24 protein-coding genes are annotated in these 23,907 nt (G+C 69.0%); 7 read left to right on the top strand and 17 right to left on the bottom strand.

What is annotated here, in order from left to right:
- Positions 1–66: 66 nt before the first annotated feature.
- The 4 genes from BpN12_RS03500 to BpN12_RS03485 form a co-directional block, all read right to left on the bottom strand.
- Entirely contained in the window at positions 67–1,038 is a 972-nt protein-coding gene (locus tag BpN12_RS03500) for an ornithine cyclodeaminase family protein (protein ID WP_246793928.1), read from the bottom strand.
- Between the two features lie 254 nt (positions 1,039–1,292).
- A complete protein-coding gene (locus BpN12_RS03495; RefSeq protein ID WP_246793927.1) occupies positions 1,293–2,462 on the bottom strand; it encodes a porin in 1,170 nt (389 codons plus the stop codon).
- Between the two features lie 773 nt (positions 2,463–3,235).
- Positions 3,236–4,174 (bottom strand): 2-hydroxyacid dehydrogenase, encoded by a 939-nt coding sequence (locus tag BpN12_RS03490; RefSeq protein WP_246793926.1) that lies wholly within the window; start codon positions 4,172–4,174, stop codon positions 3,236–3,238.
- A 159-nt stretch (positions 4,175–4,333) separates the two neighbouring features.
- Positions 4,334–4,990 carry a M24 family metallopeptidase gene (locus tag BpN12_RS03485; protein ID WP_246793925.1) on the bottom strand — a complete coding sequence of 219 codons (657 nt, stop codon included), beginning with the start codon at positions 4,988–4,990 and terminating at the stop codon, positions 4,334–4,336.
- 166 nt (positions 4,991–5,156) lie between these two features.
- Between BpN12_RS03485 and BpN12_RS03480 the strand changes: the two genes are divergently transcribed.
- The gene (locus tag BpN12_RS03480) at positions 5,157–5,795 is read left to right on the top strand and encodes a hypothetical protein (protein WP_246793924.1); all 639 of its coding nucleotides are present in this window, start codon (positions 5,157–5,159) and stop codon (positions 5,793–5,795) included.
- Entirely contained in the window at positions 5,749–6,411 is a 663-nt protein-coding gene (locus BpN12_RS03475) for a DUF2325 domain-containing protein (RefSeq protein ID WP_246793923.1), read from the top strand. Before BpN12_RS03480 ends, BpN12_RS03475 begins: the two co-directional genes overlap by 47 nt.
- Positions 6,412–6,488: 77 nt before the next feature.
- On the opposite strand, the gene BpN12_RS03470 is transcribed toward BpN12_RS03475, so the two are convergent.
- The 6 genes from BpN12_RS03470 to BpN12_RS03445 all read right to left on the bottom strand — a co-directional run bounded on the left by BpN12_RS03470 (position 6,489) and on the right by BpN12_RS03445 (position 10,037).
- Entirely contained in the window at positions 6,489–6,836 is a 348-nt protein-coding gene (locus tag BpN12_RS03470; RefSeq protein WP_246793922.1) for a hypothetical protein, read from the bottom strand.
- Between the two features lie 35 nt (positions 6,837–6,871).
- Positions 6,872–7,459, bottom strand: a complete 588-nt coding sequence (locus tag BpN12_RS03465) for a hypothetical protein (protein WP_246793921.1) — start codon at positions 7,457–7,459, stop codon at positions 6,872–6,874.
- 581 nt (positions 7,460–8,040) lie between these two features.
- On the bottom strand, positions 8,041–8,457 hold the full coding sequence (locus BpN12_RS03460; protein ID WP_425306282.1) for a winged helix-turn-helix domain-containing protein: 417 nt from the start codon (positions 8,455–8,457) through the stop codon (positions 8,041–8,043).
- 59 nt (positions 8,458–8,516) lie between these two features.
- Positions 8,517–9,077, bottom strand: coding sequence for a nitrogen fixation protein NifQ (locus tag BpN12_RS03455; protein WP_246793919.1), 561 nt, complete (start codon positions 9,075–9,077; stop codon positions 8,517–8,519).
- A 22-nt stretch (positions 9,078–9,099) separates the two neighbouring features.
- Positions 9,100–9,600, bottom strand: a complete 501-nt coding sequence (locus tag BpN12_RS03450; RefSeq protein ID WP_246793918.1) for a molybdopterin-dependent oxidoreductase — start codon at positions 9,598–9,600, stop codon at positions 9,100–9,102.
- An 8-nt stretch (positions 9,601–9,608) separates the two neighbouring features.
- On the bottom strand, positions 9,609–10,037 hold the full coding sequence (locus BpN12_RS03445) for a TOBE domain-containing protein (RefSeq protein WP_246793917.1): 429 nt from the start codon (positions 10,035–10,037) through the stop codon (positions 9,609–9,611).
- Between the two features lie 156 nt (positions 10,038–10,193).
- Here BpN12_RS03445 and BpN12_RS03440 point away from each other — a divergent pair, with 156 nt between their 5' ends.
- On the top strand, positions 10,194–11,069 hold the full coding sequence (locus BpN12_RS03440; protein WP_246793916.1) for an extracellular solute-binding protein: 876 nt from the start codon (positions 10,194–10,196) through the stop codon (positions 11,067–11,069).
- A complete protein-coding gene (locus BpN12_RS03435; protein ID WP_246793915.1) occupies positions 11,069–12,931 on the top strand; it encodes an ABC transporter ATP-binding protein/permease in 1,863 nt (620 codons plus the stop codon). The genes BpN12_RS03440 and BpN12_RS03435 overlap by 1 nt, the downstream gene beginning before the upstream one ends.
- 235 nt (positions 12,932–13,166) lie before the next feature.
- Here BpN12_RS03435 and BpN12_RS03430 read toward each other — a convergent pair whose 3' ends face one another.
- Positions 13,167–14,132, bottom strand: a complete 966-nt coding sequence (locus BpN12_RS03430; protein WP_246793914.1) for a GlxA family transcriptional regulator — start codon at positions 14,130–14,132, stop codon at positions 13,167–13,169.
- A gap of 535 nt (positions 14,133–14,667) precedes the next feature.
- Between BpN12_RS03430 and BpN12_RS03425 the strand changes: the two genes are divergently transcribed.
- Positions 14,668–15,714 carry an NAD(P)-dependent alcohol dehydrogenase gene (locus BpN12_RS03425; protein ID WP_246793913.1) on the top strand — a complete coding sequence of 349 codons (1,047 nt, stop codon included), beginning with the start codon at positions 14,668–14,670 and terminating at the stop codon, positions 15,712–15,714.
- A 225-nt stretch (positions 15,715–15,939) separates the two neighbouring features.
- Here BpN12_RS03425 and BpN12_RS03420 read toward each other — a convergent pair whose 3' ends face one another.
- Entirely contained in the window at positions 15,940–16,911 is a 972-nt protein-coding gene (locus BpN12_RS03420; protein WP_246793912.1) for a hypothetical protein, read from the bottom strand.
- 630 nt (positions 16,912–17,541) lie between these two features.
- A complete protein-coding gene (locus BpN12_RS03415; protein ID WP_246793911.1) occupies positions 17,542–18,369 on the bottom strand; it encodes a helix-turn-helix transcriptional regulator in 828 nt (275 codons plus the stop codon).
- A gap of 99 nt (positions 18,370–18,468) precedes the next feature.
- On the opposite strand from BpN12_RS03415, the gene BpN12_RS03410 reads away from it, so the two are divergent.
- The gene (locus tag BpN12_RS03410; protein ID WP_246793910.1) at positions 18,469–19,359 is read left to right on the top strand and encodes an SDR family oxidoreductase; all 891 of its coding nucleotides are present in this window, start codon (positions 18,469–18,471) and stop codon (positions 19,357–19,359) included.
- Between the two features lie 149 nt (positions 19,360–19,508).
- Here BpN12_RS03410 and BpN12_RS03405 read toward each other — a convergent pair whose 3' ends face one another.
- On the bottom strand, positions 19,509–20,390 hold the full coding sequence (locus tag BpN12_RS03405; RefSeq protein WP_246793909.1) for an NmrA family NAD(P)-binding protein: 882 nt from the start codon (positions 20,388–20,390) through the stop codon (positions 19,509–19,511).
- A gap of 26 nt (positions 20,391–20,416) precedes the next feature.
- Positions 20,417–21,016 carry a TetR/AcrR family transcriptional regulator gene (locus BpN12_RS03400; RefSeq protein ID WP_246793908.1) on the bottom strand — a complete coding sequence of 200 codons (600 nt, stop codon included), beginning with the start codon at positions 21,014–21,016 and terminating at the stop codon, positions 20,417–20,419.
- Positions 21,017–21,279: 263 nt separating this feature from the next.
- Here BpN12_RS03400 and BpN12_RS03395 point away from each other — a divergent pair, with 263 nt between their 5' ends.
- Positions 21,280–21,705 carry a hypothetical protein gene (locus BpN12_RS03395; protein ID WP_246793907.1) on the top strand — a complete coding sequence of 142 codons (426 nt, stop codon included), beginning with the start codon at positions 21,280–21,282 and terminating at the stop codon, positions 21,703–21,705.
- 180 nt (positions 21,706–21,885) lie between these two features.
- Here the strand turns inward: BpN12_RS03395 and BpN12_RS03390 are convergent, their stop codons facing one another.
- Together BpN12_RS03390 and BpN12_RS03385 are read right to left on the bottom strand one after the other, a co-directional pair.
- Entirely contained in the window at positions 21,886–22,980 is a 1,095-nt protein-coding gene (locus tag BpN12_RS03390) for an alpha/beta hydrolase (protein WP_246793906.1), read from the bottom strand.
- Positions 22,981–23,125: 145 nt separating this feature from the next.
- Positions 23,126–23,884, bottom strand: a complete 759-nt coding sequence (locus BpN12_RS03385; RefSeq protein WP_246793905.1) for an SDR family NAD(P)-dependent oxidoreductase — start codon at positions 23,882–23,884, stop codon at positions 23,126–23,128.
- Positions 23,885–23,907: the final 23 nt, after the last annotated feature.

Below are 23,907 nucleotides of genomic sequence, written 5' to 3'. Positions count from 1 at the left end.
ACACGCGGCTCGAATCATCCGCCGCCCCGCTGCGTCAGTACCAGCGGCCGCGCCGATCCGCCTACCTCACCACGGCCACGCCACGCGCGTGCCGAGCCGCGCCGCCTCGGCGCGCTCGAACAGCATGCGCGCCACCGTCAGGTCCTGCAGCGCGAGGCCCGTCATGTCGAACACGGTGATCTCGTCGCGCCCGCGCGCGATGCGCTCCGGCGCGGCCAGCAGTTCGCCGAGTTCGACGCAGTCGCGTTGCGGTGCCCACTGCGCCTCGCCGATCTGGCGCGCCTGCGCGCGATCGTCGACCACCAGCCGCACGCGTTCGAGCAGCCCCGCCGGCAGTTCGCGCTTGCCCTTCGTATCGGCGCCGACCGCATTGACGTGCGTGCCCGGCCGCACCGCGCCGGCCTCGAACAGCGCGCCGCCGCCCGGCGTCGCCGTGATCACGACGTCGCTGGCGGCCACCGCCGCGTCGGCGTCGCGCGCGTGCGAGATCGCGCAGCGTTCGCGGAACCGCGCCTCGAAGGCCGGATCGGGCGCGCCGCCGGCCGTCAGGTATCGCACCGTGTCGAGCGAGGGCAGCATGCGCAGCGCGAAGTCCAGCTGCACGCGCGCCTGCACGCCGCTGCCGAACAGCGCGAGGCGCCGGCTGTCCGGCCGCGCCAGCGCGCGCAGGCCGAGCCCGCCGGCGGCGCCGGTGCGCAGGGTGGTGATCGCGTTGCCGTCGATCACGCAGCGCGGGCGCCCGGTGGCCGGATCGACCAGCATCACGGTGGCCTGATGCGGCTCGCCGCCGAGGCCGCGATTCGCGGGCCAGAAGCCGGCCGCCTTGAAGCCGAGCAGCGCCTCGTTCTGCACGTCGCCGGCCTTGATGCCGAACACGCCGCCCGTGGCCAGCGGCTCGCGGATCACCGGAAACACGCGGCCCTCGCCGCGCCGGTGCAGGTCGAACGCCGCGGCCACGGCGTCCAGCACGTCGTCCGGGCTCAGCAGCGCGTCCACCACGTTCTTGTCGAGCAGCACCAGTTCGGCATCGTTTCTCATCGTCGTTCCGTTGTCGGGAGGCGGTTTCGGAACCCCGTCACGCCGACGCGGTCCGGACGGCGCAGCATGCGGGGCTGCTCGTCATTGTACATTTTTTCCAAATCGATATATTTCGTCCAAAACAAGACGACACCGCGGCAGGCCGCCCCAATGCAAAACGGCGCATCGGCCTCCCCTGCGGGACACCGATGCGCCGTTGGCGCAGCCGGCCGCGAACGGCACGGCTGCGGCGGGGCGAGACCGCCCCCGGTCGATCAGAACTTGTGGCGGATGCCCACGCGCGCGGCCACCTGGTTCGTCGCGCCGGTGCCCGACGGGCCGAAGAACGCCGTGCTCGAGCCGATCTGCGCCTGCACGTCCTGCGTGCCGTTGCGGCCCGACGCCTTCTGGTAGATCGCCAGCAGGTAGACGTCGGTGCGCTTGGAGAGCGCGTAGTCGAGGCTCGCGTCGAGCTGGTTCCAGTGGCCCGCGAACGCGTCGTGCATGCGCGTGTAGGTGTAGGCGAGGCCGCCCGCCAAGGCCGGCGTGAAGTTGTAGCGGCCACCCACGTCCACCGCGTCGAGCGCCGTGGTCGCGCCGTTCAGCGCCTCGATGCGCGTGTTCGTGTAGAGCGCGAACAGCGCGGCGTTCGCGAGCTGGTAGCGCGTGCCGATGCCGAACGTGCGCAGGTCCTTGCCGCCGTTGGTGCCGCCCGCCGCCACGTTGGCGAGCGAGGTCGGGAACGCCGGCACTTCGGCGGCCGGATACGTGATGTCGGTATAGGCCGCGCCGATCGAGAACGCGCCGAGCGCGTAGTTCAGGCCGAAGCTGTAGGCGCGCGACGAGCCGGGCTGGCCCGGCGTGCCCGCAACCGGCGCCGAGCCGGCGAACGCGCCCGCCTGGTTCGAGAAGCCGTACAGCGCGCCGAACGTCACGCCCGAGAAGTTCGCCGACGAGAACTTCACCGCGTTGTTGATGCGGCTGTTCACGAGCTGGTCGAAATCGTTGATGTGATACCCGTAGTTGCCGGCCAGCGTGTTGGTGCCGGCCGAGTACTGGTTGCCGAGCACGTCGGTCGAGAACGTGTACTGGCGGCCGAACGTCAGCGAGCCGACGCCGTTCTGCGTGAGGCCCACGAACGCCTGGCGGCCGAACATCGCGCCGCCCTGGTTGAGCGCGCCGGTGCCGGTGTTGAAGCCGTTCTCGAGCACGAAGATCGCCTTCAGGCCGGCGCCCAGGTCTTCCGAGCCGCGCAGGCCCCAGCGCGTGCCCTGCGCGACGCCGTCGTCGTACTTGAAGCGCTTGGCCGAGCCGGTGCCGGCGGCGGCGTGGTTGACGTAGCTGAGGCCGGTGTCGATCAGGCCGTAAAGCGTCACGCTGCTCTGGGCATGCGCGATGGAGCCGAAGGCAGCCAGGGCTGCGACGGCGGTGATTTTCTTGAGCAAGGTCGTCTCCTGCGAGCGGTGGCCTGCCAACGTGCCGGCGGGCACGACAGGGCCGCGCATGGTGCGGGTGAGTGTTATCGATTGAAACGCGGGTGCTGCGGGAGCCGGCCGACCGTCCGGGCACGGATCGCGCCGCGGTGGCTTCGGACGGCGTCCCGCCGAGGGTACCGGGGCGCAAGTTTACTGCGCGGCCGCGCCGTTCCCAAGCAAATCGTAAGCACGATGCAGGGTAGTGGCGAAATTGCATCGCGATGCGCGGGCGGGGCCGGCTGGCGCGGGTCAGCGGCTGGATTGGGGCGTCGATGCTGGGTGTGCCGGATCAATCGGGAGTTTCACCGAGCGGATGCGCGGCGGCGCTTGGCCATGGGAGCGGGCGTGGATGCTTCGCTCGCGGCGACGGTGCTTCGTATTGCGGCGCGGGGCGGGAAGGCCGAGGCGGGACGATCGGGCGAGAAAGCCGGAAGCGGGAGGCCAGGAACGGGCGGCCGAGTTCGGGATGACAAGAGCGATCGCCCAATGCCAGTTGCGGGAAGCGCCGCACGAGCGTGCCGCCTGCCCATCACCGCAGACAAGGCATGAGGGTTCACGCCGAAGCCGAACACCGCCTCCGGGCCACCGGCCAATCAGACGTCAGCAGCGTGACGAGCGACCGATCGCCAAAGTGCCGCGTGGCATGCTTGACGCACGGCATCGCGATGCGATCGCACGCTTCAGGCGAGGAACCCATCGCGGACACCGCGCGCGATCCACGCCGGAGCCGAATCGCCACCCGCTCAGGCGTCGAGCGGCGTAACCAGCGGCTCACCCGCAAAGTGCCGCGTGGCGTTCTCGATGAACAGCGTGACGGTGCGGTCGCGCGCCTCCGGCGAGGTGCCGGCCAGATGCGGCGTCAGCACGACCTGATCGAGGCCGATCAGCTCGGCGGGCGGGGCCGGCTCGCCCTCGTAGACGTCGAGGCCGGCGCCGGCGATGCGCCCGTCGCGCAGCGCGGCCGCGAGCGCCGCCGTATCGACGACGCTGCCGCGCGAGACGTTGACGACGAACCCGGCGGCGCCGAGCGCGTCGAGCACCGCGGCGTCGATCAGGTGATGCGTGCCGGCGCCGCCCGGTGTCGCGACCACGAGATAGTCGGCCCAGCGCGCGAGGTCGATCAGCGTGCCGAAATAGCGGCACGCCGCGCCGTCGCGCGGATGACGGCTGTGATAGCCGATTTCGAGGTCGAAGCCGGCCGCGCGGCGTGCGATCTTCGCGCCGATCCGGCCGAGCCCGACGATGCCGAGCCGCTTGCCCGAGAAGTTCGGCGGCATCGGCAGCGCGTCGCGCCAGACCCCGGCGCGGCAGGCGGCATCGAGCCGGACCACGCCGCGCACCGTCGCGAGCAGCAGTGCGAACGCATGATCGGCGACGCACTCGTCGTTCGCGCCGACGCCGTGCGCGAGCGCGATGCCGCGTGCGCGCGCGGCGGCGAGCGGCAGGTTCTCGTAGCCCGCGCCGAGCGCATGAATGAATTCCACGCGCGGCAGGGCCGCCAGTTCGGCATCGGAAAGCCCGATCGTGCCGTTGGTCAGCACGGCGCGCACGCTCGCGCCATGCATCTCGATGGCCCGGGTACGCGCGGCCTCGTCAGGGGCATAGACGAGTTGGAAGTGTGCGGCGAGCGCCTCGCGCGCGTCGTCTCGCAACAGGATCAGCACCAGCAGGGTCGGTTTCATCGTGGCGGAAAAGCGTCTGGCGAAGCGTTCCAGTCTAGCAAGCGGAAACTGACGCGTGGCTGGCGGGAAGCTGGCGGCGCGGGAGCCACCGCGCCCCGCTCCGTCCTGCGCGCCCTACCGTCAGCGATGCACGCCGGGTCCCGGCAGCCGGGCTTGCCTTCAGATCAGCAGATCCTCGTAGAACGCGCCGAACGGCCGCGTCGGATGCGCGATCTGGATCTCCAGCACCCACAGGCCGCCGGCCGGCACGCCGTCGAAATCGGCGAGCTTGCCGGCCTTGTAGATCGCGTGCGGGAAATCGCTGACGCGGTGGCCCTTCATCTCGACGTTGAGGCGCCAGCCATGCGCCTCGGCGCGCTCGGCCGCGTAGCGATAAAGCGCGATGCCGCCGCAGCCGGTGGTACGCCAGTGTCCGGCCACCTCGTCGTAGATGGTTTTCGCGGCCTGCGCGCAGGCCTGCATCGCCGCGTCGCCGCCGACTACGAAGGTCGCGCCCGCGTCGCCTTCATGGCGCCCCCACACCACGCCGAGGTCGACGAAGAAGATGTCGTCGTCGGCCAGCACGGGATCGGTTTCCGCGCGCTCGGCGAAGGTCTTCAGCGTGTTCTCGCCGAAGCGGATCAGCACCGGATGCCAGAGCCGGTCCATGCCCATTTCGCCCAGCAGCGTCTTGCAGCGCGCGTTCGCCTCCGATTCGCGCATGCCCGCCCGCACCTCGCCGCGCATCGCCTCCACCGCGCGCCACGTCATCTCGCGTGCATGCCGCATGGCGTCCATCGAAAAATGTTCGCCCACCGCTTCTCTACGATCTTCCATCGTTCCACTCGCTGTCGTCGGTCGTGTGCCGGAATTTTACGCTCGGGATATTTCTACCTCGTTATGTTCTACGGTATATTACGATAATTGTCCGGCAACCCGACTGACAGGATGGCGATGCCGACGCGGCGGCCCCGTGCCACCGTGCCGGCGGGCCAACAGGCGTATGAACAAGTCAACCCCATGGACGGACGACGCGGTCCGGCACGGCGAGCTATCCGCGCGCATCGTGCCGGTGCGGCGCCGCGAGGACACCGAGCGGGCGACGCTGATCGTCGACGTGGTGGACGCGTTCGCGCGGCTGCGCGGCAGCCTCGTGCGCTTCGTCGCGCTGTTCGCGGACGGCGCGGCCACCGGCAACGCCGCCGTGTCCGTGTCGCCCGCTTCGATCGACACGCGGCGCTTCGACATGCTGCTCGCCGCACTGGCGGCCGGCGCCGAGCGCGCGCGCTTTCGCCGCCTGCCAGATCTGCGCCGGCTGATCGACCGCGTCGCGCGCGCGGAGACGTTTCGCGACGTGATCTTCGCGCCGCCCCCGGTGGCCGGCCCGGCCGCGCTGCGCGAGGCGGCGCTGTCGCTGGAGCGGCTCGACGCCGAGCTGATCGGGATCTGCGTCGAGCACGTGCTGGAGAGCCGCGCACTCGACGCGCCGGGCCCCGCCCGCCCGCCGAAGCAGGCCGACGATGGCCCCCGCGCCGAACCGCCCCGCCGGGCCGCCCGCCGCAGTCCGGGCCGCACCGCGGACCTCGATCTCCATCTTGATCTCGATCGCGAGATTGCCGTGGTCGCCGGATCGCTGCTCTGAGCCCGCCATGATGCCCGCCGCCCCTCTTCCCCCCTCCGACGAACCGGCCCGGCTGCGGCACGCGCTGGCCGAGCGCGACGCGGCCGCGGTGCTGCTGGCCGGCCGCGCCGCCGCCGCCGAGGAACGGCTCGACGTCGAGCAGGCCCGTGTGCGGATGCTGCGCGAGCAGCTCGACGACGCGCTGCATGCGCTGAACGCGGCCAAGCGCGAGGCGGCGGTGCTCGAGCAGGCGTTCGCGGCCACGCCGGGCGGGCTCGATTTCGCGCGGCCGTCGCTGCGCGCGATGCGCGGCAGGCGGATCGTGTATGTCGGCGGGCGGGCGGGATCGAATGCGGCGCTCGAACGGCTGGTCGGCTCGGCGGGTGGATCGGTCGCGCTCCACGACGGCGCAAACATGAGCGACGAGCGCTGGGAGCGGCTCGTGGCCGGTGCGGATCTCGTCGTGTTCGCCGCCGACCGCGTCGATCGCGAGGCGGCCGCGAGGCTTGCGGCGGCATGCGAGGTGCGAGCGGTGCCGCTGCGGCGGCTCAAGGCCGCGAGCGCGGCCGGCGTGGTCGATGCGATCGCCGCCGAGGCGAACGCGGCGCGGCGTGCGTCGGGGATCGGGCTGGGGTGAGCGCGTGGGGCGGCCGGCGATCGTGGGCCGGCAACGAGGGGGCCATCTGCTCCCCCTCGCTTCGATACCAAGTGCCCTTATGCGGTCGGGGCCGTCGGGATCGCCAGCGCGCCCAAGCCGCTCGCGCCCAGGACCGAATTGATCGCGTTCCAGACGATTTTCACCACCGCATTCCATGCCGCCTCGATGGTGAGCAGTGTCTGCATGCAGAGCACCCGGCAAAAGTTCTCCGCATCGTCCTGCAGGTTTTTCAAGAGCCAGTCCCTGCGGCTTTGCGAAATAGTCCCGTTCGACACACCATTCGCGATCATCATCGATTGGCTTCCAAGGTAATCGGCCTCGGTCGCACACTGATCCTTCATCTTCGCGAAGCCGTCACCCAGTGCCTGCGAGAGGGCAGAGAGAATATCGGTAGAAATGTTCATCACTTACTCCGTAGCTAGTAGTTGAGGTTATCTACTTATCGCTTCAAGCTCGATTCAGCGATGAGTGCGAGCGACACCGCATGTTGATACGCACACTCTTCCGGCAGCACGCCAGCATTCTCTGTCGGCTTCACACCAGTAACCTTACCGGACGCACATGTTCCCGTTGCCGGTGCCGGCGCATAACCTTCGCTTTTGACCGTGGCTTGCACGTTCACCAGCGCATCAACGATGGTGTCGATTATCTTTGGTGTCGCATACACGCAATCCGAGGCTTTTTTGCAAATTTCACTAATCAGCCCTTCCACCCCATTGACGCTCTTGATTTTCTCGACGATGGCCTGACCGGCAGCAGGAATCGGCCGTGTACTTGCCTGCATACGCAAAGATCGATAGCTACCGATGATCTGGGAAAACTGCGCATCGTACTTTTGATGCTCATCGGCTCGCACGCCCTGCTCCAGTGCAGCAAAGAGCGCCAGGGCATTGGCGTTGACCTCGTTGAGCTGGCCAACAGTGGATTGGTCGTAGCTGGGAGCCAACTGGATCATGCAGCCGGACAGAAGACTGGCGGCAATCAGCACAGGCGCTGTGACGATCGATTTGCGAAGCTTGATTTTCATTTATGGTCTCTCATTGATGGGTCGTAGCAAGCGGAGATCTACTTGTTTTACCAAGTCCCCTATCAGAAACTCACCAGCCAACCTGCTCCGCGCATGACGTCGGTTTTTAAAAACACACTTCACAGTCGGGCCCAGAAACAGGCGATCCTCACCTTCATTCGTGTGATTAATATTCAAATCCTTTAATTAACCCACTCGAACGGAGAAGATGTTAATTACAAACCTTTCTACCGTAAATAGCAGATCGCGCGGCACGCATGGAATTTACAATTTTTCAAAGTCCCGACTTGGCACACCACTGGGGCCGCCACACATTCTTCACAGCCGCTTCACACAATCGACTCAACCCCGCAGGCCAGCGCCAAAACCGATTAATTCAATTCATCTGAATTAATCGATTATCGAGTGACTTGAAACGGGAGCGCGATGCCGCGAAGGCATCGGCGTGTCAGCGATGGTTTGGTGAGTCGAGGGGAGATACAGGAACTCAGCCGCTTGAACCCGGCCACGGATGAACCTTGGCAATCCTCGCGCGAAACACCGCGCCTCCCGCAGCGGCCGGCAAGCCCGGCCAACCCGACTCAAGGCTGCATCATCTCTGTCAGCGCGGCGATCTGCTTCGCGCAATGGCGTTGCGCCTCGTCCTCGATCTCGCGATAGAGCGCGACGATCGCTTCACCGACGGGCGTCAGCGTGCAGCCGCCGCCGCTCGCGCCACCCTGCTCCGAATGCGTGGCCGGCGAGCGCAGCGAGCGGTTCAATTCGTCGATGAGCAGCCACGCGCGCCGGTACGACATGCCGAGATGGCGCGCGGCCGCCGAGATCGATCCATGCTCATGCACGGCTTCGAGCAGCGTGACCTTGCCGGGGCCGAGCGCGACGGTGTCGCCGCGGCGGATGCGCATGCGGAAATGGACTTGGGGTGCGCCGACGGGCGCGGGCGGCGACGCGGTGGTGTCGGACGAAGAGGCGGCGGGCTTGGTCATGCGCGCAAGCATACACGAACGCCCTGGCGGCCAGACAGGCGCTCGCGCGCCGGGCTACCGTGTCGCACGGCTCACGCCGGCCGGCCGCCGTCGCCTGGAAAACACCGCCGGTAATCCTCGCAGCCGGGGCAACCGGGCGCGGGCGCCGGCTCGTCGCCGCGTGCCAGCGCGAGGTCGCGCGCGAGAAACTTCTTCCAGCGCAGGTTCGCGGTATTGCGCGCGACGAGCGCCGGGAAATACCGCGTCAGCATCGCCGACACGGCGTCGCGCCCCGACAGCCCGAGATCGCGCCACAGGTGATCGGGACGCAGGCAGGCGTGCGCGATGATCGTGGCGAGACAGCGCGCGTCGTCGGCGTCGACGGCGGGATTCGCGTCGCCCATCAGTCGCTCGCGCAGCGCGACGACGAACGCCGCGTGCGCGGCCGGCAATACCGGCGCGGCGGCGGGCAGCGCCGAAGCGCCGCCGAACCCATCCGGTGAATCCGCCACCCGCGCCGCGGCAACAAGCCGATGCCGTGCCACCAAACCGCCGAGCGCCTCGCGCGACAGCCCGAGCCAGGCCAGTTCACCGCGCGACGCCCGTGCGTCGATCAGCACCGCGAACAGCGCGGCATCGTCGAAATCCGCCATGGCGGTGTGCCCGCGCGCGCCGTCAGGGGACGATCACGCGCGCCACGAGCGAGGCGAGCCGCTTCACGTGGCGCGGCGCCGGCGAGAGATCCGCGCCCGAGAACAACAAGGGGCCGCCGCCCTCGGCGGTCAACGGCTGGCCGCCGCATTCGAAGGCGACGATCGCCTGCTCGCCGATCGCGGTGTTGAACAGTTCGTGCCACGAGAACGTGACGGCGTAGCCGTCGTGGCCGATCGCGAGAAAGACGGTGCGCTTGAAATCGCCGCTGGCCGGATCGTGCAGCCCGGCGCGCGTGAACAGCTCGGTCAGCCGCACGCCGCGATAGCGCTCGACGTCGCGAATGTAGCGCCCGCTCGTGAAGCAGCGCAACGCGAACGGCTCGCAGACCACCGACGGCAGTTCGGCCAGCTGCGCGAGCGACAGCGTGGCCGGGCGCAGCACGTCGCCGCCCACGTGGACCACGCCGGCGACGGGCGCGGCAGGTGCTTGCTCGATGGGAGCGGCGAGTCCGGGCGTGGTCATCGCGCGCCTCAGCCGTCGACGCCGATGATCACGCTCGAGGCCTTGAAGATCGCCGTGGCCGGCTGGCCGACGGCGAGCCCGAGCCGGTCGGCGCTGTCGTTGGTGATGATCGCCACCACCTGCGCGCCGCCCGCCGCCGTGATCGCGACCTCGGCGTTGACGGCACCCTTCGTCAGCGCCGACACCGTGCCGGCCACGCAGTTGCGCGCCGATACGCGGCTGGCGTCCACCTCCACCATCACCAGCACCGACGACGCCTTGACGAGCGCGAACGCCTCGACGCCGGCCGCGAGCCCGAGCGCCTCGGCGCTGCCGTGCGTGACGATCGCCACGATCTCGAGGCCGTCCGCCGCGCGCAGCGTCACCTCGTCGTTGACCGCGCCGGGCTTGACGTCGGCGATCCGTCCGACGAAATGATTACGGGCACTCGTGCGCATGCTCAATCTCCTGTCCGGTTGCCGCCGGCCGACGCGGCCGGCGCAGCTACGGCGCCAGTGTAAACGCAACGGATGGCCCGCGCGACCGCATGCAATCTCCCGAATCGCGCCGGACCACCGTAATATACCGACCTTCACAACGGTACGGAGAACACCATGTTTCGCAAGCTGCTGGTCACCGCCGCGGTCGTCGCGAGCGCTTTCGGCGCCACCGCGCAAGCCGCCGACAACGACACAGTGAACGTGCTGTACGCCGGCTCGCTCGTCAACCTGATGGAGCGCAGCGTCGGCCCGGCGTTCGAGAAGGAGACCGGTCTGCACTTCCGCGGCTACGCCGCGGGTTCGAACAAGATCGCCAACGAGATCAAGGGCAAGCTGCGCCGCGGCGACGTGTTCGTCAGCGCGAGCCCGAAGGTCAACACCAGCCTGATGGGCGAGCCGAACGGCAATTTCGTGACGTGGTACGTCAATTTCGCCGAATCGCCGCTGATGATCGGCTACAACCCGAAGAGCCGCTTCGCGAAGGAATTCAAGACGAAGCGCTGGGACCAGGTGCTGCAGGAGCCGGGCATCCGGATCGGCCGCACCGATCCGAAGCTCGACCCGAAGGGCGCGTTCACGGTGGAGATGATGACCAAGGCGGCCAGCTTCTATCACCAGCCCGATCTGGTGCAGAAGACGCTCGGCACGCCGGAGAACCCGGAACAGGTGCTGCCGGAGGAAACGCTGGTGGGCCGCCTGCAGTCGGGCCAGCTCGACGCCGGCTTCTTCTACTCGACCGAGACCTCGGACCTGAAGATCCCGGCCGTGGCGCCCGCGCCCGAACTGCAGGCCAAGGCGAGCTACACGCTGGCGATCCTGTCGGACGCGCCGAACCGGGACGGCGCGGCGCGCTTCGCGAACTTCCTGCTCAGCGCGAAGGGGCGTGAGCTGCTGAAGGAACACGGCGTGGACGTGGTCACGCCGAAGGTCTCCGGCAACGCGCAGGCGCTGCCGCCGTCGCTGCAAGCCGTCATCGACGCCGCGCAGTAATGGCGCGACGCGTCGCCGGGCCGCTGCGGCTGCTCGCGCTGCTGCTGGCCGCCTACCTGTGCGCGCCGTTCATCGCGAGCCTGCCGCAGATCGGCCAGGCCGACTGGGCCAGCGTCGACTGGGCGCAGACCTGGTCGGCGGTCGGCGTCTCGGCCGGCAGCGCGACGCTGGCCGCGCTCGTCACGCTGCTGGGCGGCGTGCCGCTCGGCTACTGGCTGGCGCGTTCGGGCTCGCGCCTTGCCGCGCCGCTCGGCTTCATCGTGCAGCTGCCGCTCGCGCTGCCGCCGCTCACCAGCGGCGTGCTGCTGCTGTTCCTGCTCGGCCCCTACAGCCCCGTCGGCCGGCTCACCGGCGGCGCGCTGACCGATTCGTTCGCCGGCATCGTGCTGGCCGAAACCTTCGTGGCCGCGCCGTTCCTGATCATCGCCGCGCGCTCCGCGTTCGCGGCGATCGATCCGGTGTTCGAGGACGTCGCCGCCACGCTCGGCCACCGCGCCGGCAGCCGCTTCTTCCGCGTCGCGCTGCCGGCCGCGTGGCCCTCGATCCGCGCCGGGCTCGCGCTGGCCTGGCTACGCGCGTTCGGCGAATTCGGCGCGACCGTGATGGTCGCGTATCACCCCTATTCCCTGCCCGTCTATACCTACGTCGTGTTCGGCGGCCAGGGGCTGCCGGCGATGATGCCGCTGCTGCTGCCGACGCTCGCGATCGCGGTGGCCTGCGCGGCGCTGTCGATCGTGCGGCTCGGCGCGCGCGACGACGCCGGGCCGCCGCCCGCCGCCGGCGGCGACGAGCCGCCGCTCGCGCCCACCGGCGCGGCGCCCGACGCGCTCGCGCCCGAGTCGCGCCTCGTGATCCGGCTGCGCCGGCAGCTCGGCGCGTTCCGGCTCGCGGTGGACTGGGCGCCGGCCTCGCGCCGGCTCGCGATCGTCGGGCCGTCGGGCTCGGGCAAGTCGCTCGCGCTGCGCCTGATCGCCGGACTCGAACCGGGCGACGACGGCAACGCGGTCACGCTCGGCGACACCGCCCTCGGCGCGCTGCCGCCCGAGCGGCGCCAGATCGGCTACATGCCGCAGGACTACGGCCTGTTCCCGCATATGACGGTGGCCGCGCAGCTCGCGTTTCCGGTCGACGCCGATCCGGCCGCCGCGCGCTACTGGGTCGAGCATCTGGGGCTCGGCGCGCTGACGCAGCGGCTGCCGCGCCAGCTGTCGCTCGGCCAGCGCCAGCGCGTCGCGCTCGCGCGCGCGCTGACGCGGCATAGCCATCTGCTGCTGTTCGACGAGCCGTTCTCGGCGCTCGACACGCCGCGCCGGCGGCAGTTGCGGCGCTCGCTGCGCGCGCTGCAGCGCGAGATCGGCGCCGTGACAGTGATCGTCACGCACGATCCCGACGAGGCCGCGCAGCTCGCCGACGACGTGCTCGTGATCGACCAGGGCGAAACGCTGCAGGCCGGCCCCGTCGCCGAGGTGTTCGCGCGGCCGGCGAGCCGGCGCGTGGCCGAACTGCTCGGGCTGCGCAACGTGGGCGAAGGCGTGATGCGGGACGGTACGGGCAACGGCGCGCGCGTCGAGATCGGCGGCGAGATCATGCTCGATGCGGCCGCCTCGGCCGGCTTGCCCGACGCGGGGCGCGCCGTGATGTGGCGCGTCGCGCCGCGCGCGATCCGGCTCGATGCCGACGGGCCGTTCGAAGCGCGGATCGAGTCGATCGACCTGCGCGACGGCGAACGTTGCGCGCGCATCGAAATCGGCGGGCAGGCGTTCGATGTCGCGATCGATGCAGCGCTGGCGGATGCGCCCGTGACTTGCCGGATCGCGATCGATCCGGCCGGTGTCACGGTGTGGGAAAGGGCTGGCCGATAGCGCCGCGCGTCGGCGCTTTTCACCGCGCGTTTCCAGGGCGCGACGCTCGGCGGGCTTCGCTCGATCGCCATGGTTTCACCGGCCGGATCGGATCGCGTGGCGCCGCCGGCCTTGCCCCTGCCCTGTCCTGTCCTGGAACGCGGTCCTCCTCACGGCAATGCGTCGGTCCGCGCCTTTATCGCGTCCAACGCGATAACGCCAGCGCTTTCCTCCCTCCTGCCAGGCCATCCGCCGCTCAACGCAATTCGGCGCGCAAGTCGCGAACGCCCTTGCCCAGTCGCTGCCGCAACAGCGTGCGCAGCGTCGCGCCATCCTCATAGCCGACCTCGGCCGCGATCGCCTCGAGATCGAGCCCGCTGCCGTGCAGCAGCGATTGCGCACGCTCGACGCGCAGATCCTGGAAATAGGCCAGCGGCGACTTGCCGAGCACCTCGCGGCAGCGGCGCTGCAGCGAGCGCGTGCTGGTGGCGAGCGCCTTCGCCGCGTCGTGCAGCGAGAACCCCGACTTGAGCTGCCCACGCGCCCATTGCTCGAAGCGCTGGATCAGCGGATCGGCCTGCGCCAGATGATTCGGGATGATGTAGGGCGCCTGCAGCGTGCGGATGTCGGCGAGCAGGTAGCGCGACACCAGCGACGACAGCTCCGGGCTCACCGTGCGGATCAGCCACAGCGCGAGATCGAGATGTCCCATCGCCGAGCCGGCCGTCACGCCGATGTCGGACGGAATCAGCATGCGCGACTCGTCGAGCCGGATGTTCGGATAGCGCTGCCGGAACAGCGGCGCGAGCGGCCAGTTGGTGGTGACCTGGCGGCCGTCGAGCAGGCCCGTTTCCGCGAGCAGGAACGTGCCGATGCACGAGGCGCCGATCTTCGCGCCCGCCTCGTGCCAGCGGATCAGCTGCGCCCTGGCCTCGCGCAGGTCGGCGCGGTCGAGCGAGGCCAGCAGTTCATCCGGCGAAGTCGTGTTCAGCGCCGGCACGATCACCCAGTCCGGCCGCGGCGTAGCGGCCACCGGCTGCACCGGGATCAGCAGCCCGTGCGAGGATTTCACGCGCTTGCGCATGCCGACGATCGACACCTCGAAATCGGGCGCGCGGCCCATCGCGCGAGCCGCGAGCTTGTTGGCGGCGCCGAGGGCGTCGAGGGTGACGGTGAGCCCCGTGTCGAACAGTCCGTCGAGTGCGAGTACGGCGATGCGCATGGCGTAAATGTCCCTAAAGATGGCATTTATGATCGTACCATCCGGTGCCGCCGCCGGCGCGGGAGATCGTCATGAACGTGTTCATGGCTGCCCCGCCGCATCGCGCGAGACCCTGCGCGCCCGCTCCCGCTCGAGGGATACGACGGCCGCGCGCTTGCGGCGTGATGACGATACCGGCCGTGTGTCCGCCCGCCTGCGCCGATTTGCCCGTGCGGCAATACCGGTGCGCAAGCGTTTATTCGCGCCGGGATGACTTCACATCAAATTTCATCGCCGTGAATTCGCCTAGATTCGAACCGGGCCGGCCAGGCAGGCCAGATCCTTCGCGTCCGGCGACGGCCGGCCAGCCGGACGCAACACGACAACGGCACACCGCGCGGCACAGGTTCGAATCCGTATCGATCCGCATCGGGACGCTTCGTCCTACTGATCGATGTCGGACGCCAATCGCACCTGATTCCGCCGTCGGCCTGACACGGGCCCGATTCGCGTGCCGCTTCCACGACGGTTGTTCCTCTTCCGACAGGAGGTCGAGATGAAGGCAGTCAGGTATATCGCGGCGGGCCAGGCGCCCGAGATCATCGAGGTTCCCACGCCGACGCCCGGCCCCGGCCAGGTGCTGGTGAAAATCGCGGGCGCGGGCGTGTGCCACTCCGATCTGCACGTGCTCGATCACGGCATCGGCATGCTCGGCGCGATCGGCCCGGGCCAGTTCACGCTCGGACACGAGAACGCGGGATGGATCGCCGCGCTGGGCGCGGGCGTCACGGGCTGGCAGGAAGGCGACGCGGTGGCGGTCTACGGGCCGTGGGGCTGCGGGCGCTGCCGCACCTGCCAGACCTCGGCCGAGAACTATTGCGAACATCACGCCGAGATTCCGACCTTCGGCGGCGGGCTCGGCTCGGACGGCGGCATGGCCGAATACATGATCGTGCCGTCCGCGCGCCTGCTCGTGCCGCTCGGCAAGCTCGATCCGGTGCAGGCCGCGCCGCTCAGCGACGCCGCGCTCACGCCCTACCACGCGATCCGGAAGGCGCTGCCGCTGCTGACGCCCGATGCCTGCGCGGTGGTGGTCGGTATCGGCGGGCTCGGGCACATGGCCGTGCAGATCCTGCGCGCGCTGACATCCGCCACGATCATCGGCTGCGACATCGATGATCTGCGGCTCGAACACGCGCGAAGCATGGGCATCGCGCATACGGTCAACACGCGCGACAGCACCCGCGCGGTGGAGGAGATTCGCGAGCTGGTGGGCACGCGCGGTGCCGCGGTTGCGTTCGACTTCGTCGGCGTACAGGCCACGGTCGATCTGTGCGCCGACGTGGTGGGCCGCGCGAGCCGGATCGAGATCGTGGGCCTGGGCGGCGGGACGCTGCACTATCGCGCCAACCGTCCGCCCTATGGCTGCGAGGTCCGCATCCCGTATTGGGGCACGCGCACGGAGTTGATCGAAGTGATCGCGCTGGCGACGTCGGGGAAGATCCGCGCGGAGGTGGAGACATTCCCGCTGGCGCAGGCGGCCGAAGTCTATCAGCGCTTGCGGGAAGGCAGGATTCGCGGGCGGGCGGTGTTGTTGCCGTGAGTGGGAGGAGCGTGGACCGCGCTGAGAATGGTTTCCTTTGAATGATCTCCTTCGTAGTCCTTCGTGGGGCCGGCAGATTGCTGCGAGCGGCCCCACGCATGTGCCCCTTTGGCCGAACCAGCAGCGATAACGGAAGTCTCCGCCGTCCGAGGCATGGCCCCGGAGGGCGGCCGGGTGTCACGCGCTCGCGCTATATCCGGCGCAGCGGTCGATCCGGCTCAAGCGTCACGCCGATGCGGCCGCATCGGCTGTGTCCGCTTTATCGGACTTATCGGCCGTGTCGCTCTTGTCAGGCGTTTGCACCGCCGGCATCGTGCAAGCCAGCGCGGCCACGCCACTGATCGCACCGGTGGTTGGCGCATTGAAGGTGTACGACAGCAGCCAGTAGGGCGCATTCTTGTCCGTACCGACCAGGCGCGTCACTACCGTGTAGCTATCGGCGCGGTTCGACATATAGCCCACCCCGTTCAAATTGTCGGCATGGATCTTGAACGACTGCTGGGTGTCCTGACCGATCGAATAGCCGAGATTGATATCGACAGCGAGTTTCAGGTCACCCGGTGTCGCTTCGGTCACCTGCGCCTTGACCGTTGCCGTATCGAGCTTGCCGGGGGCCGTGTTGCCGTTGATATCGACGGGGCGCGTCGCCGCTTCGAGCTGGCAGTCGAGGGGCGTATCGGGAGTCAGCGTTACATGCAGCGGTGTTCCGATCGCCCACATCCGCCCCTGGTTCCTGGTGTAGGTCGCCCCCGACGAATCGGTGCCGTCAGTCCAGCGGCCAATCGCGTATTGGCCGTTGCCGGCCAGATCGGTCACCGCCCCCTTCGTCAACTTGAACCCGTGATCCGCATCGAAGCCGGTGTAGGCGCCCGGCGCTGCCTCGGTCAAGGCCGAAGCAGCCAGCGTTGCCATCGAGAGTCCGGTTTCGGAGATTTCCCCGTATTTATTGTTGGGCATCGGCGGCGCCATCACGGAAACATTGCCCTTATTGTCGGCAGCCACCGTTTTCGACGTACCGTCCACCGTGATGCCCGTGTCCGCCGGTGTCTTCCCACCACCACCACCGCCAGCGGCCGGCGCCGGCGCCGGCGTGTCGTCGTCACCGCCGCCGCACGCGGCCAGCCCGAGCGCCACGAATGCCGTCATCGCGGCCACCGCCCCGGCCCGCCAAACCCGCCCCTCTCTTTTACGCTGCATGATTTCGCCTTCTCTCGTGAATGGTTCGATGTCCCGTCTCGTCAAGACGGAGAACTGAAACCGGATTGCCGTGCAAATGCGCAGTGGCCCGAAAATCAGTTCGTGCGACAGGACAGGCTGACAGGCGACGCCGATGCTCGACCAATGCGAAACACCGCTACGATCGCCTCGATGTCGGCAATCGCCGGGAACCAATCTTAAAGACGATTATTTTAGAGATTAATTGAAATGAAAGAATGTTAGCTTAAATCAAAATTAAATTGATATCGAATATCTCCGATAGCTATTTCCGAATATTTGATCATTTGGAATTCTCCGATCTCGCCTTGGCGGACTCACTCGCATTCGACGGCTCACGCTCTCGCCACGCCGCCCTGGATACGCCGACACAAGCGATAAAAACGGCACCGGCACATGACGATCAGGTCAATCGGCCAACCCACCGTTTAAAGACATTGGCAATGGCAACAGCATGCGATTCGGCACAATCAGAGTCGTATCGTTTTTTATCTGAAATTAAAACCTGTCATTCCAAACAGGCTTCCAAGATAATCGATTCACGCGAACGCGCAAACGCGCCATTCATCCCCGAAGTTCATCACCCGCATCCGGTCGATTCGCTCGCCGCCTTCACCCCTGCGCGGCCAGCGCCCGAATCCGCCCGGCCGTCTCCTCGTCGATCGGCGTATAGACGATCATGCCGAGATCCGGCCGGCCATCGACGGAAAACGCCGAGTATTCAAGCGCGATCGAGCCGAGCTTCGGATGCTCGAGGCGTTTCACGCCGTCGCCTTCGCCATGGTTCAGCACGTCGTTGTCGCGCCACAGCGCGGCGAACTCCGCGCTCGCGCCGCACAGCTCGTCCACCAGCGCAGCCGCCTCGGAGGCCAGCCCCGCGCGCGCCACGTCGGCGCGAAACGCCCCCACCACGAAGCGCGCCACGGCATTCCAGTCGTGCTGCTTGGCGCGCACGGCCGGATGGCGGAACAGGAAGCGCAGGATGTTGCGCTGGTCGCGCGGCAGCGTGTCGTAGTCGGTCAGCACGACGGCCGCGGCGCGGTTCCAGGCCACCACGTCCCAGGTCGGCGTCTTGACGATCGCGGGGCTCGCATCGAGCGAATCGAGCAGGCGCTGCAGCCTCGGGCTGACGCCGGCCACCAGCTTGTAGCGCACCTCGGGCGGCCGCCCGAGCCCGAGCATGAACAGGTGCTCGCGCTCGGCGTCGGTCAGCAGCAGCGCGCCGCAAATTCGCTCCAGCACCTCGGCCGACGGCGCGCCGCCGCGCCCCTGCTCGAGCCAGGTGTACCAGGTGGGACTGATATTGGCGCGCTGCGCGACCTCCTCGCGGCGCAGCCCCGGCGTGCGCCGGCGGCCGCTGAAACCGAAACTGGCCGGGTCGAGCCGGATGCGGCGGCTCTTCAGGAACTCGCCGAGCGAGGTAGCGGGATGAGTCGACATGGGAATCCTGTTAGTCGCTTTACCATGATGAACTCACTACTTTAACGGGATAACGAATCGTCGGATAGTGAGCGCGTGACGACCCAGGAGAGACTTCACATGCGTATTTTTCTGACGGGCGCGACCGGTTTCATCGGCTCGGCCCTCGTTCCCGAACTGATCGCGGCCGGCCATCAGGTGCTTGGCATGACGCGCTCGGATGCGGGCGCCCAGGCCCTCGCCGAGGCCGGCGCGGAGGTGTATCGCGGCACGCTGGAGGACCCGGAGAGCCTGCGGCGCGGCGCCGAGCAGGCCGACGGCGTGATCCATACGGCCTTCGATCACGATTTCTCGCGCTTCGCCGAGAACTGCGAGAAGGACAAGCGCGCGATCGCGGCACTCGGCGCGGCGCTGGCCGGCTCCGACCGGCCGCTGGTGATCACCTCGGGCACCGGCATGGGCAGCGGCGAGCCGGGCACGCTGGCCAGCGAGGACGTGTTCAACGACTCGCATCCAAACCCGCGCATCGCGTCCGAGCAGGCGGGCCACGCGCTGCTGGAGGCCGGCATCAACCTGTCGGTGGTGCGGCTGCCGCAGGTCCACGACCCGCGGCGGCAGGGCCTCATCACGCCGCTCGTCACCATCGCGCGCGAGAAAGGCAAGGTGGCCTACGTGGGCGAGGGCCGCAACCGCTGGCCGGCCGGCCATCTGTCGGATGCGGTGCGGCTCTATCGGCTCGCGCTGGAAGCCGGCGAGCGCGGCGCGCGCTATCACGCGGTGGGCGAGGAAGGCGTGAGCAGCCGCGAAATCGCCGAGGCGCTCGGGCGCGGCCTGAAGCTGCCGGCCGTCTCGATCTCGCCGGCCGAAGCCGCCGCGCATTTCGGCTGGATGGCGATGTTCGTCGGCCTCGACATGCCCGCCTCCAGCGCGCTGACGCAGGCCCGGCTCGGCTGGCGGCCGAGCGGCCCGACGCTGATCTCGGATCTGGAACAGGCGAAGTACGAGGCATAGGCGCACGCCGAAGCCACCGGCGCCGGCGGCGTGGGCAAGCCGCCGGCACGCGGCACGCGGCCAAGTCCGCAGCCGCGTGCGCTCATGCAAGACGGTGTGTGCCGGCTTGCATGCTCCATGTTTCGCATTCCTGAACGTCCAGCCGAAAATCAAGCCGCGAACGCTTCGCGATTGGCCTCGATGAAATCGCCGACGGTCTGCGGTGCCTGCCCGGTGATCCCGGCGATGACGGTATCCGCGCCGGAGAAAATGCCGTTGCGATAATCGATCGCGATCGCCAGAAAATGCTGGATCAGAAACTCGGGCAGCCCGTAGGACTCCAGGTGCGCGCGATACTGCTCGATCGTCGACGGACGATAGCGGATCTCGCGGCCCAGCACCTCGCCGATCTCGGCGGCGATCTGCGCCTGGCTCAGCTCGACCGGCCCGCACAGCGTGTAGGTCTTGCCGATGTGACCGGCGCGCTGCGTCAGCAAGGCGGCGATCATCCGCGCCTGGTCCTCGGCCGCGATCGGCGCGTGGCGCCCGTCGCCATACGGCAGCGTGATCTCGCCATCCTTCACGATCGTATCGCGCACCCACGGGAACACCATCCACTCCGAGAAGAACGTCGGGCGAATATGGACGACCGGGATGCCCGACCAGTCGAACACGCGCTCGGCAACCCAGTGGTCGCGCGCGGCATGGCTCTGCGAATCCTCGCGCGCGGAGATTTGCGACATCTCCACCACCACCTCCACGCCGGCACGGCGCGCCGCATCGGCGAAGTAGGCGCTCGCCTGGATGTAGCCGGGCAGCACCGGGTAGCACAGATAGGCGCCCGTCACGCCCTGCATCGCGCGAATCACGTCGTCGTGTTCGAGCAGGTCGCCGACGAAGATTTCGGCGCCGGCCTCGCGCAGCGCCTCGCTGCGCGCGTCCTCGCGATGCACGAACGCGCGAACCGCATGGCCGCCGTCGAGCAGGTGTCGAACCGTATGGACGCCGGTCTTGCCGGTGGCGCCGGTGATCAGGTATCGGTGTGCTTGCATGGTGAACTCCATTCGAAGGAAATCGGCTAGATCGCGCCGAGGTGGTGTTTGACATCGTCCAACAGCGTTGCCGAGGCATCGGCATCGCCGAGGATTCGAGACATCGTGACGGCGCCGATCATGGCGGCCAGCGCGAACCGGGCGTCGGCGCGCGCGGCGGCGGGCGGCGGCGCGCCGTCCGGGCGCTGCGCGAGACGCGCGGCCAGCGCGCCGACCAGTTCGTCGAAGCCGCGCGCCGCGGCCGCGCGCGTCTTGCCGCCCGCGTGGGCCAGTTCGCTGCCCATCGCGGCGAGCGGGCAGCCGCCGGTGGGCGTGTCGCGGTGCGCGACCGAGACGTAGGCGTCGACCATCGCCGTGAACGCGTCCTGGCGATCGGCGCCCGCAGCAGCGGAAGCGGCAATGGCCTCGAGCCCTTCGACGACTTCCGCCATCGCGGCCGAACAGGCTTCCGCGACCAGTTGATCCTTGGATTCGAAGTGGCGATAGAAACCGCCCTGCGTGAGGCCGGCGCTCGACATCACGTCGTTGAGCCCGGTGGCCTGGATGCCGTTGAGCCGGAATTCGCGCGCCGCGACCTCGACGATCCGGCGCCGCGTTTCAGCGGCTTCCGCCTTCGACTTCCTCATGGTTCGCTCCGTGACGATTTTTAGAGGGTGACTGCAATCTAATTTGGATGGTAGTTACCCTCTAAATGGAAGTCAAGCGCTGGCAGCATATAAAAAACCGGGATGGATGAGACGGGAGACAGCGCGCTGGACGGACAACGCTTCTGGCTACCCGCGTGCCGGGCCGGCGCCACTTGCTTCTTGCTCCGTGGCAAAAACCCGCGTAGCGTGCCAGGCCACCCGCCCCGCCCGGCGCCGGGACTTTCCGAGTTCGAGCTTCGACCATGACCCGTCTCCTTTCCCTCGCACTTCGTATCGCGTTCGCCGCCGCGGCCCTGCACGGCGCCGCGCAGGCGCGCGATCTCGACCGCGCCGATCCCGAACGCGCGCGGATTCTCGCGGCGGCGCACCGCACGCAGCACGTCGACGGACGCTTCGAGGTGCTCGATCTGTTCCGGGACGGCGACGCGGCGTTCTTCTGCGCCGTCGTGCGCGACGGCGACGGACGCATCGAGCGCACCGACGAGGCGAGCGACCTTTATCTGCTCGCCTTGCGGCAACGGCCCGACGGATGGGAGGTGTACGAAATGGGCGGCGGGCTCGGCAATTACCCGCCCACTGCCGCCGATTGCGCCGTCGCCGGACACGTGCTGAACACGCGCGCCGATATCGCGGCCGCGATCCGGCGCTGGGGTACGCCGGCGCGTTGAGGCGAGGTGGATCGCGCCGATGGGTGGCGGGACCGGATGCGCAAGGTCGAGGTATCGCCCCGCGCCTTCCGCTCCCGATCGCCTGGCGGACGAGGTCGGGCGGCGGCCACGCCGAACACCGCCCGACCTCGCGTCGCACGCCGCCGAAGCGGTCGGCGCGTTGCGCCGCTCAGCCGCCGCTCAGCCGCCGGGCCCGCAGCCGGGCCGGTCGAACAGCGCGCTCATCCCGCACGGCGCGGCGTAGATGCGGTAGCTCGAATGTCCGACGCCGGGCACTTCGATCAGGCGCTGTGCCGTGTGCGGGTCGAGCAGATGGAGATAGGCATAAAACGCCTTGCCGCGCGCGTAGCGCGTCGCCCCCTGCGCCTCGGCCGCGCAGGAGAGATCCTGCCCGTCCGCGTGCGGATCGTTGTCGGCCGTGCCCAGCAGATAGGTCACGTCGCGTTGCAGGTAGCGCGCACGGATCGCCGCCGGTGTAGCGGGCCGCGCCGGATAGGACGGCATCCCGGTTCGCAGCCCGTAGATCCAGTGGTCGAAGTCGGGGCACGAGGCCGCGTCGAACGGCCGGAAGCTGCCCTCGGCATCGGGACGCTCGTCGCTCAGGTACAGATAGCTGGCCGGGTTCGCGACCACATAGCGAACGTGGATCGGTGCGCCGCCGAGCACCGCCTCGCCCTGGCCGATCGCCACGTAGCGCTGCACGAACTGGCCGCCCGCCGAATGGCCGGCCAGCACGATGGTGCGCAGGTTCGGGAACACGCTGCGATCCGCGAGGCGCCGGAAGATCTGGTCGACGACCTCGAACGAGCCGAGGCCGGCCGCGTCGAGTGAAGGCGCTCCCTGCGGCCAGCCGTTGGCGCTCCAGCGCAGCGTCGTGGCGGACAGATGGTGCGCGGCCACGTCGGTCCCGGTCAGGAACTGCGGCGTGACGAGCAGCGTGCCGCGCGCCGCGGCGCCCGCCAGCATCGCGGCATGCTCGCCCGAGCGCAGGTCGCGGCGCGGCCAGCCGGGAATCACCACCACCGCGCGCGTCACGCCTGCCTGGCGGCGCGTCCAGTCGCGCGACACGGCGATCGGCAGCACGAACGGGCCGGCCCGCGACGCGATCGTCAGCCGGCCGGGCTGGACCGTCGGCACCGGCGTCGCGACGAGGTCGCGTTCGTGGCCCGCGACCGGCACCGACGCCGGCGGCGCGGACGCGGCGGCCGCCAGCGTAACGGCCGGCAGCGCGGACAGCGCCCAGGCAAGCGATAACCAGCGAGGCAGACGAGACAAGGCAGGGCTCCTTCAGGTCGTGGATCGGCCGCGTGGCGCCGCGGCCCGCCCGAGCGGCCACGCGCGCCATGCTCCTGCATAACGGCAACCCCCCGCTCCGCGATGACAGCCGCCGCGGCGCATCATGCCTCGTGATGTGCCGCGCTCACCACGGAATCGTCTCGTTCTCCCAGCGCGTGAACTTCCCGGTCGGACCGTCCCGGCCCAGCAGCGCGACGCGCACCGCCTCGCGCGCACCCTGCTCGACGGTATCGACGCCGGCATAGCCGTTGAGGTTGGTCTTCGTGAAGCCGGGCGAGATGGCATTGACCGGAATGCCCTCCGGCTCCAGCTCGATCGCCATCGCCACCGTCAGCGCGTTGAGCGCCGTCTTCGAGGCCGGGTAGACCGGGCCGAAGATACCGCGATACGGGAAAGCCGGATCGAGGTTGGTGGCGAGCGAGCCGACGCCGCTCGACACGTTGACGATGCGCGAGACGGGCGAGCGCCGCAGCAGCGGCAGCATCGCCTGATAGACGGCCAGCACGCCGAACACGTTGGTGTCCCACACCGCGCGCATTTCGTCGAGCGGGACGTTGCTCGGGCGCGTCTTGCGCGCGTGTTCCTCGAGGCCCTGGCTGGGCAGCCGGCCGGTGTGCGAGATCGCGGCGTTGTTGACGAGCAGGTCGAGGCGGCCGAATTCGTCGCGCACGCGCGCCGCCGCGGCGGCGATCGAGGCCGCGTCGGTCACGTCGAGCTGCAGCGCCCGCGCGTTCGGCCCGACCTCGCGGGCCGCGGCCTCGCCGCGGCCGGCGTTGCGCGAACCGACCAGCACCGTATAGCCGTGCGTGACGAGATCCTTGGCGATCTGGAGGCCGATGCCCTGATTGGCACCGGTGACGAGGGCGATGGGTTGATCCTGCATGGTGGTTTCCTTGTCGTGTGGCG

Source organism: Burkholderia perseverans (assembly GCF_022870505.1).
Lineage (GTDB): Bacteria > Pseudomonadota > Gammaproteobacteria > Burkholderiales > Burkholderiaceae > Burkholderia > Burkholderia plantarii.
The sequence above is the reverse complement of the archived record's forward strand: the minus strand, read 5'-3'. Positions and strand labels throughout refer to the sequence as shown.

What these genes read in the sequence shown, in the direction of transcription:
- BpN12_RS03395 (WP_246793907.1), top strand. Translation starts at nt 21,280, where the DNA reads ATGACCCGTCTCCTTTCCCTCGCACTTCGTATCGCGTTCGCCGCCGCG.
- BpN12_RS03490 (WP_246793926.1), bottom strand. Translation starts at nt 4,174, where the DNA reads ATGAAACCGACCCTGCTGGTGCTGATCCTGTTGCGAGACGACGCGCGC.
- BpN12_RS03440 (WP_246793916.1), top strand. Translation starts at nt 10,194, where the DNA reads ATGTTTCGCAAGCTGCTGGTCACCGCCGCGGTCGTCGCGAGCGCTTTC.
- BpN12_RS03445 (WP_246793917.1), bottom strand. Translation starts at nt 10,037, where the DNA reads ATGCGCACGAGTGCCCGTAATCATTTCGTCGGACGGATCGCCGACGTC.
- BpN12_RS03425 (WP_246793913.1), top strand. Translation starts at nt 14,668, where the DNA reads ATGAAGGCAGTCAGGTATATCGCGGCGGGCCAGGCGCCCGAGATCATC.
- BpN12_RS03430 (WP_246793914.1), bottom strand. Translation starts at nt 14,132, where the DNA reads ATGCGCATCGCCGTACTCGCACTCGACGGACTGTTCGACACGGGGCTC.
- BpN12_RS03405 (WP_246793909.1), bottom strand. Translation starts at nt 20,390, where the DNA reads ATGCAAGCACACCGATACCTGATCACCGGCGCCACCGGCAAGACCGGC.
- BpN12_RS03385 (WP_246793905.1), bottom strand. Translation starts at nt 23,884, where the DNA reads ATGCAGGATCAACCCATCGCCCTCGTCACCGGTGCCAATCAGGGCATC.
- BpN12_RS03415 (WP_246793911.1), bottom strand. Translation starts at nt 18,369, where the DNA reads ATGTCGACTCATCCCGCTACCTCGCTCGGCGAGTTCCTGAAGAGCCGC.
- BpN12_RS03450 (WP_246793918.1), bottom strand. Translation starts at nt 9,600, where the DNA reads ATGACCACGCCCGGACTCGCCGCTCCCATCGAGCAAGCACCTGCCGCG.
- BpN12_RS03460 (WP_425306282.1), bottom strand. Translation starts at nt 8,457, where the DNA reads ATGCTTGCGCGCATGACCAAGCCCGCCGCCTCTTCGTCCGACACCACC.
- BpN12_RS03500 (WP_246793928.1), bottom strand. Translation starts at nt 1,038, where the DNA reads ATGAGAAACGATGCCGAACTGGTGCTGCTCGACAAGAACGTGGTGGAC.
- BpN12_RS03400 (WP_246793908.1), bottom strand. Translation starts at nt 21,016, where the DNA reads ATGAGGAAGTCGAAGGCGGAAGCCGCTGAAACGCGGCGCCGGATCGTC.
- BpN12_RS03485 (WP_246793925.1), bottom strand. Translation starts at nt 4,990, where the DNA reads ATGGAAGATCGTAGAGAAGCGGTGGGCGAACATTTTTCGATGGACGCC.
- BpN12_RS03470 (WP_246793922.1), bottom strand. Translation starts at nt 6,836, where the DNA reads ATGAACATTTCTACCGATATTCTCTCTGCCCTCTCGCAGGCACTGGGT.
- BpN12_RS03480 (WP_246793924.1), top strand. Translation starts at nt 5,157, where the DNA reads ATGAACAAGTCAACCCCATGGACGGACGACGCGGTCCGGCACGGCGAG.
- BpN12_RS03420 (WP_246793912.1), bottom strand. Translation starts at nt 16,911, where the DNA reads ATGCAGCGTAAAAGAGAGGGGCGGGTTTGGCGGGCCGGGGCGGTGGCC.
- BpN12_RS03410 (WP_246793910.1), top strand. Translation starts at nt 18,469, where the DNA reads ATGCGTATTTTTCTGACGGGCGCGACCGGTTTCATCGGCTCGGCCCTC.
- BpN12_RS03465 (WP_246793921.1), bottom strand. Translation starts at nt 7,459, where the DNA reads ATGAAAATCAAGCTTCGCAAATCGATCGTCACAGCGCCTGTGCTGATT.
- BpN12_RS03455 (WP_246793919.1), bottom strand. Translation starts at nt 9,077, where the DNA reads ATGGCGGATTTCGACGATGCCGCGCTGTTCGCGGTGCTGATCGACGCA.
- BpN12_RS03435 (WP_246793915.1), top strand. Translation starts at nt 11,069, where the DNA reads ATGGCGCGACGCGTCGCCGGGCCGCTGCGGCTGCTCGCGCTGCTGCTG.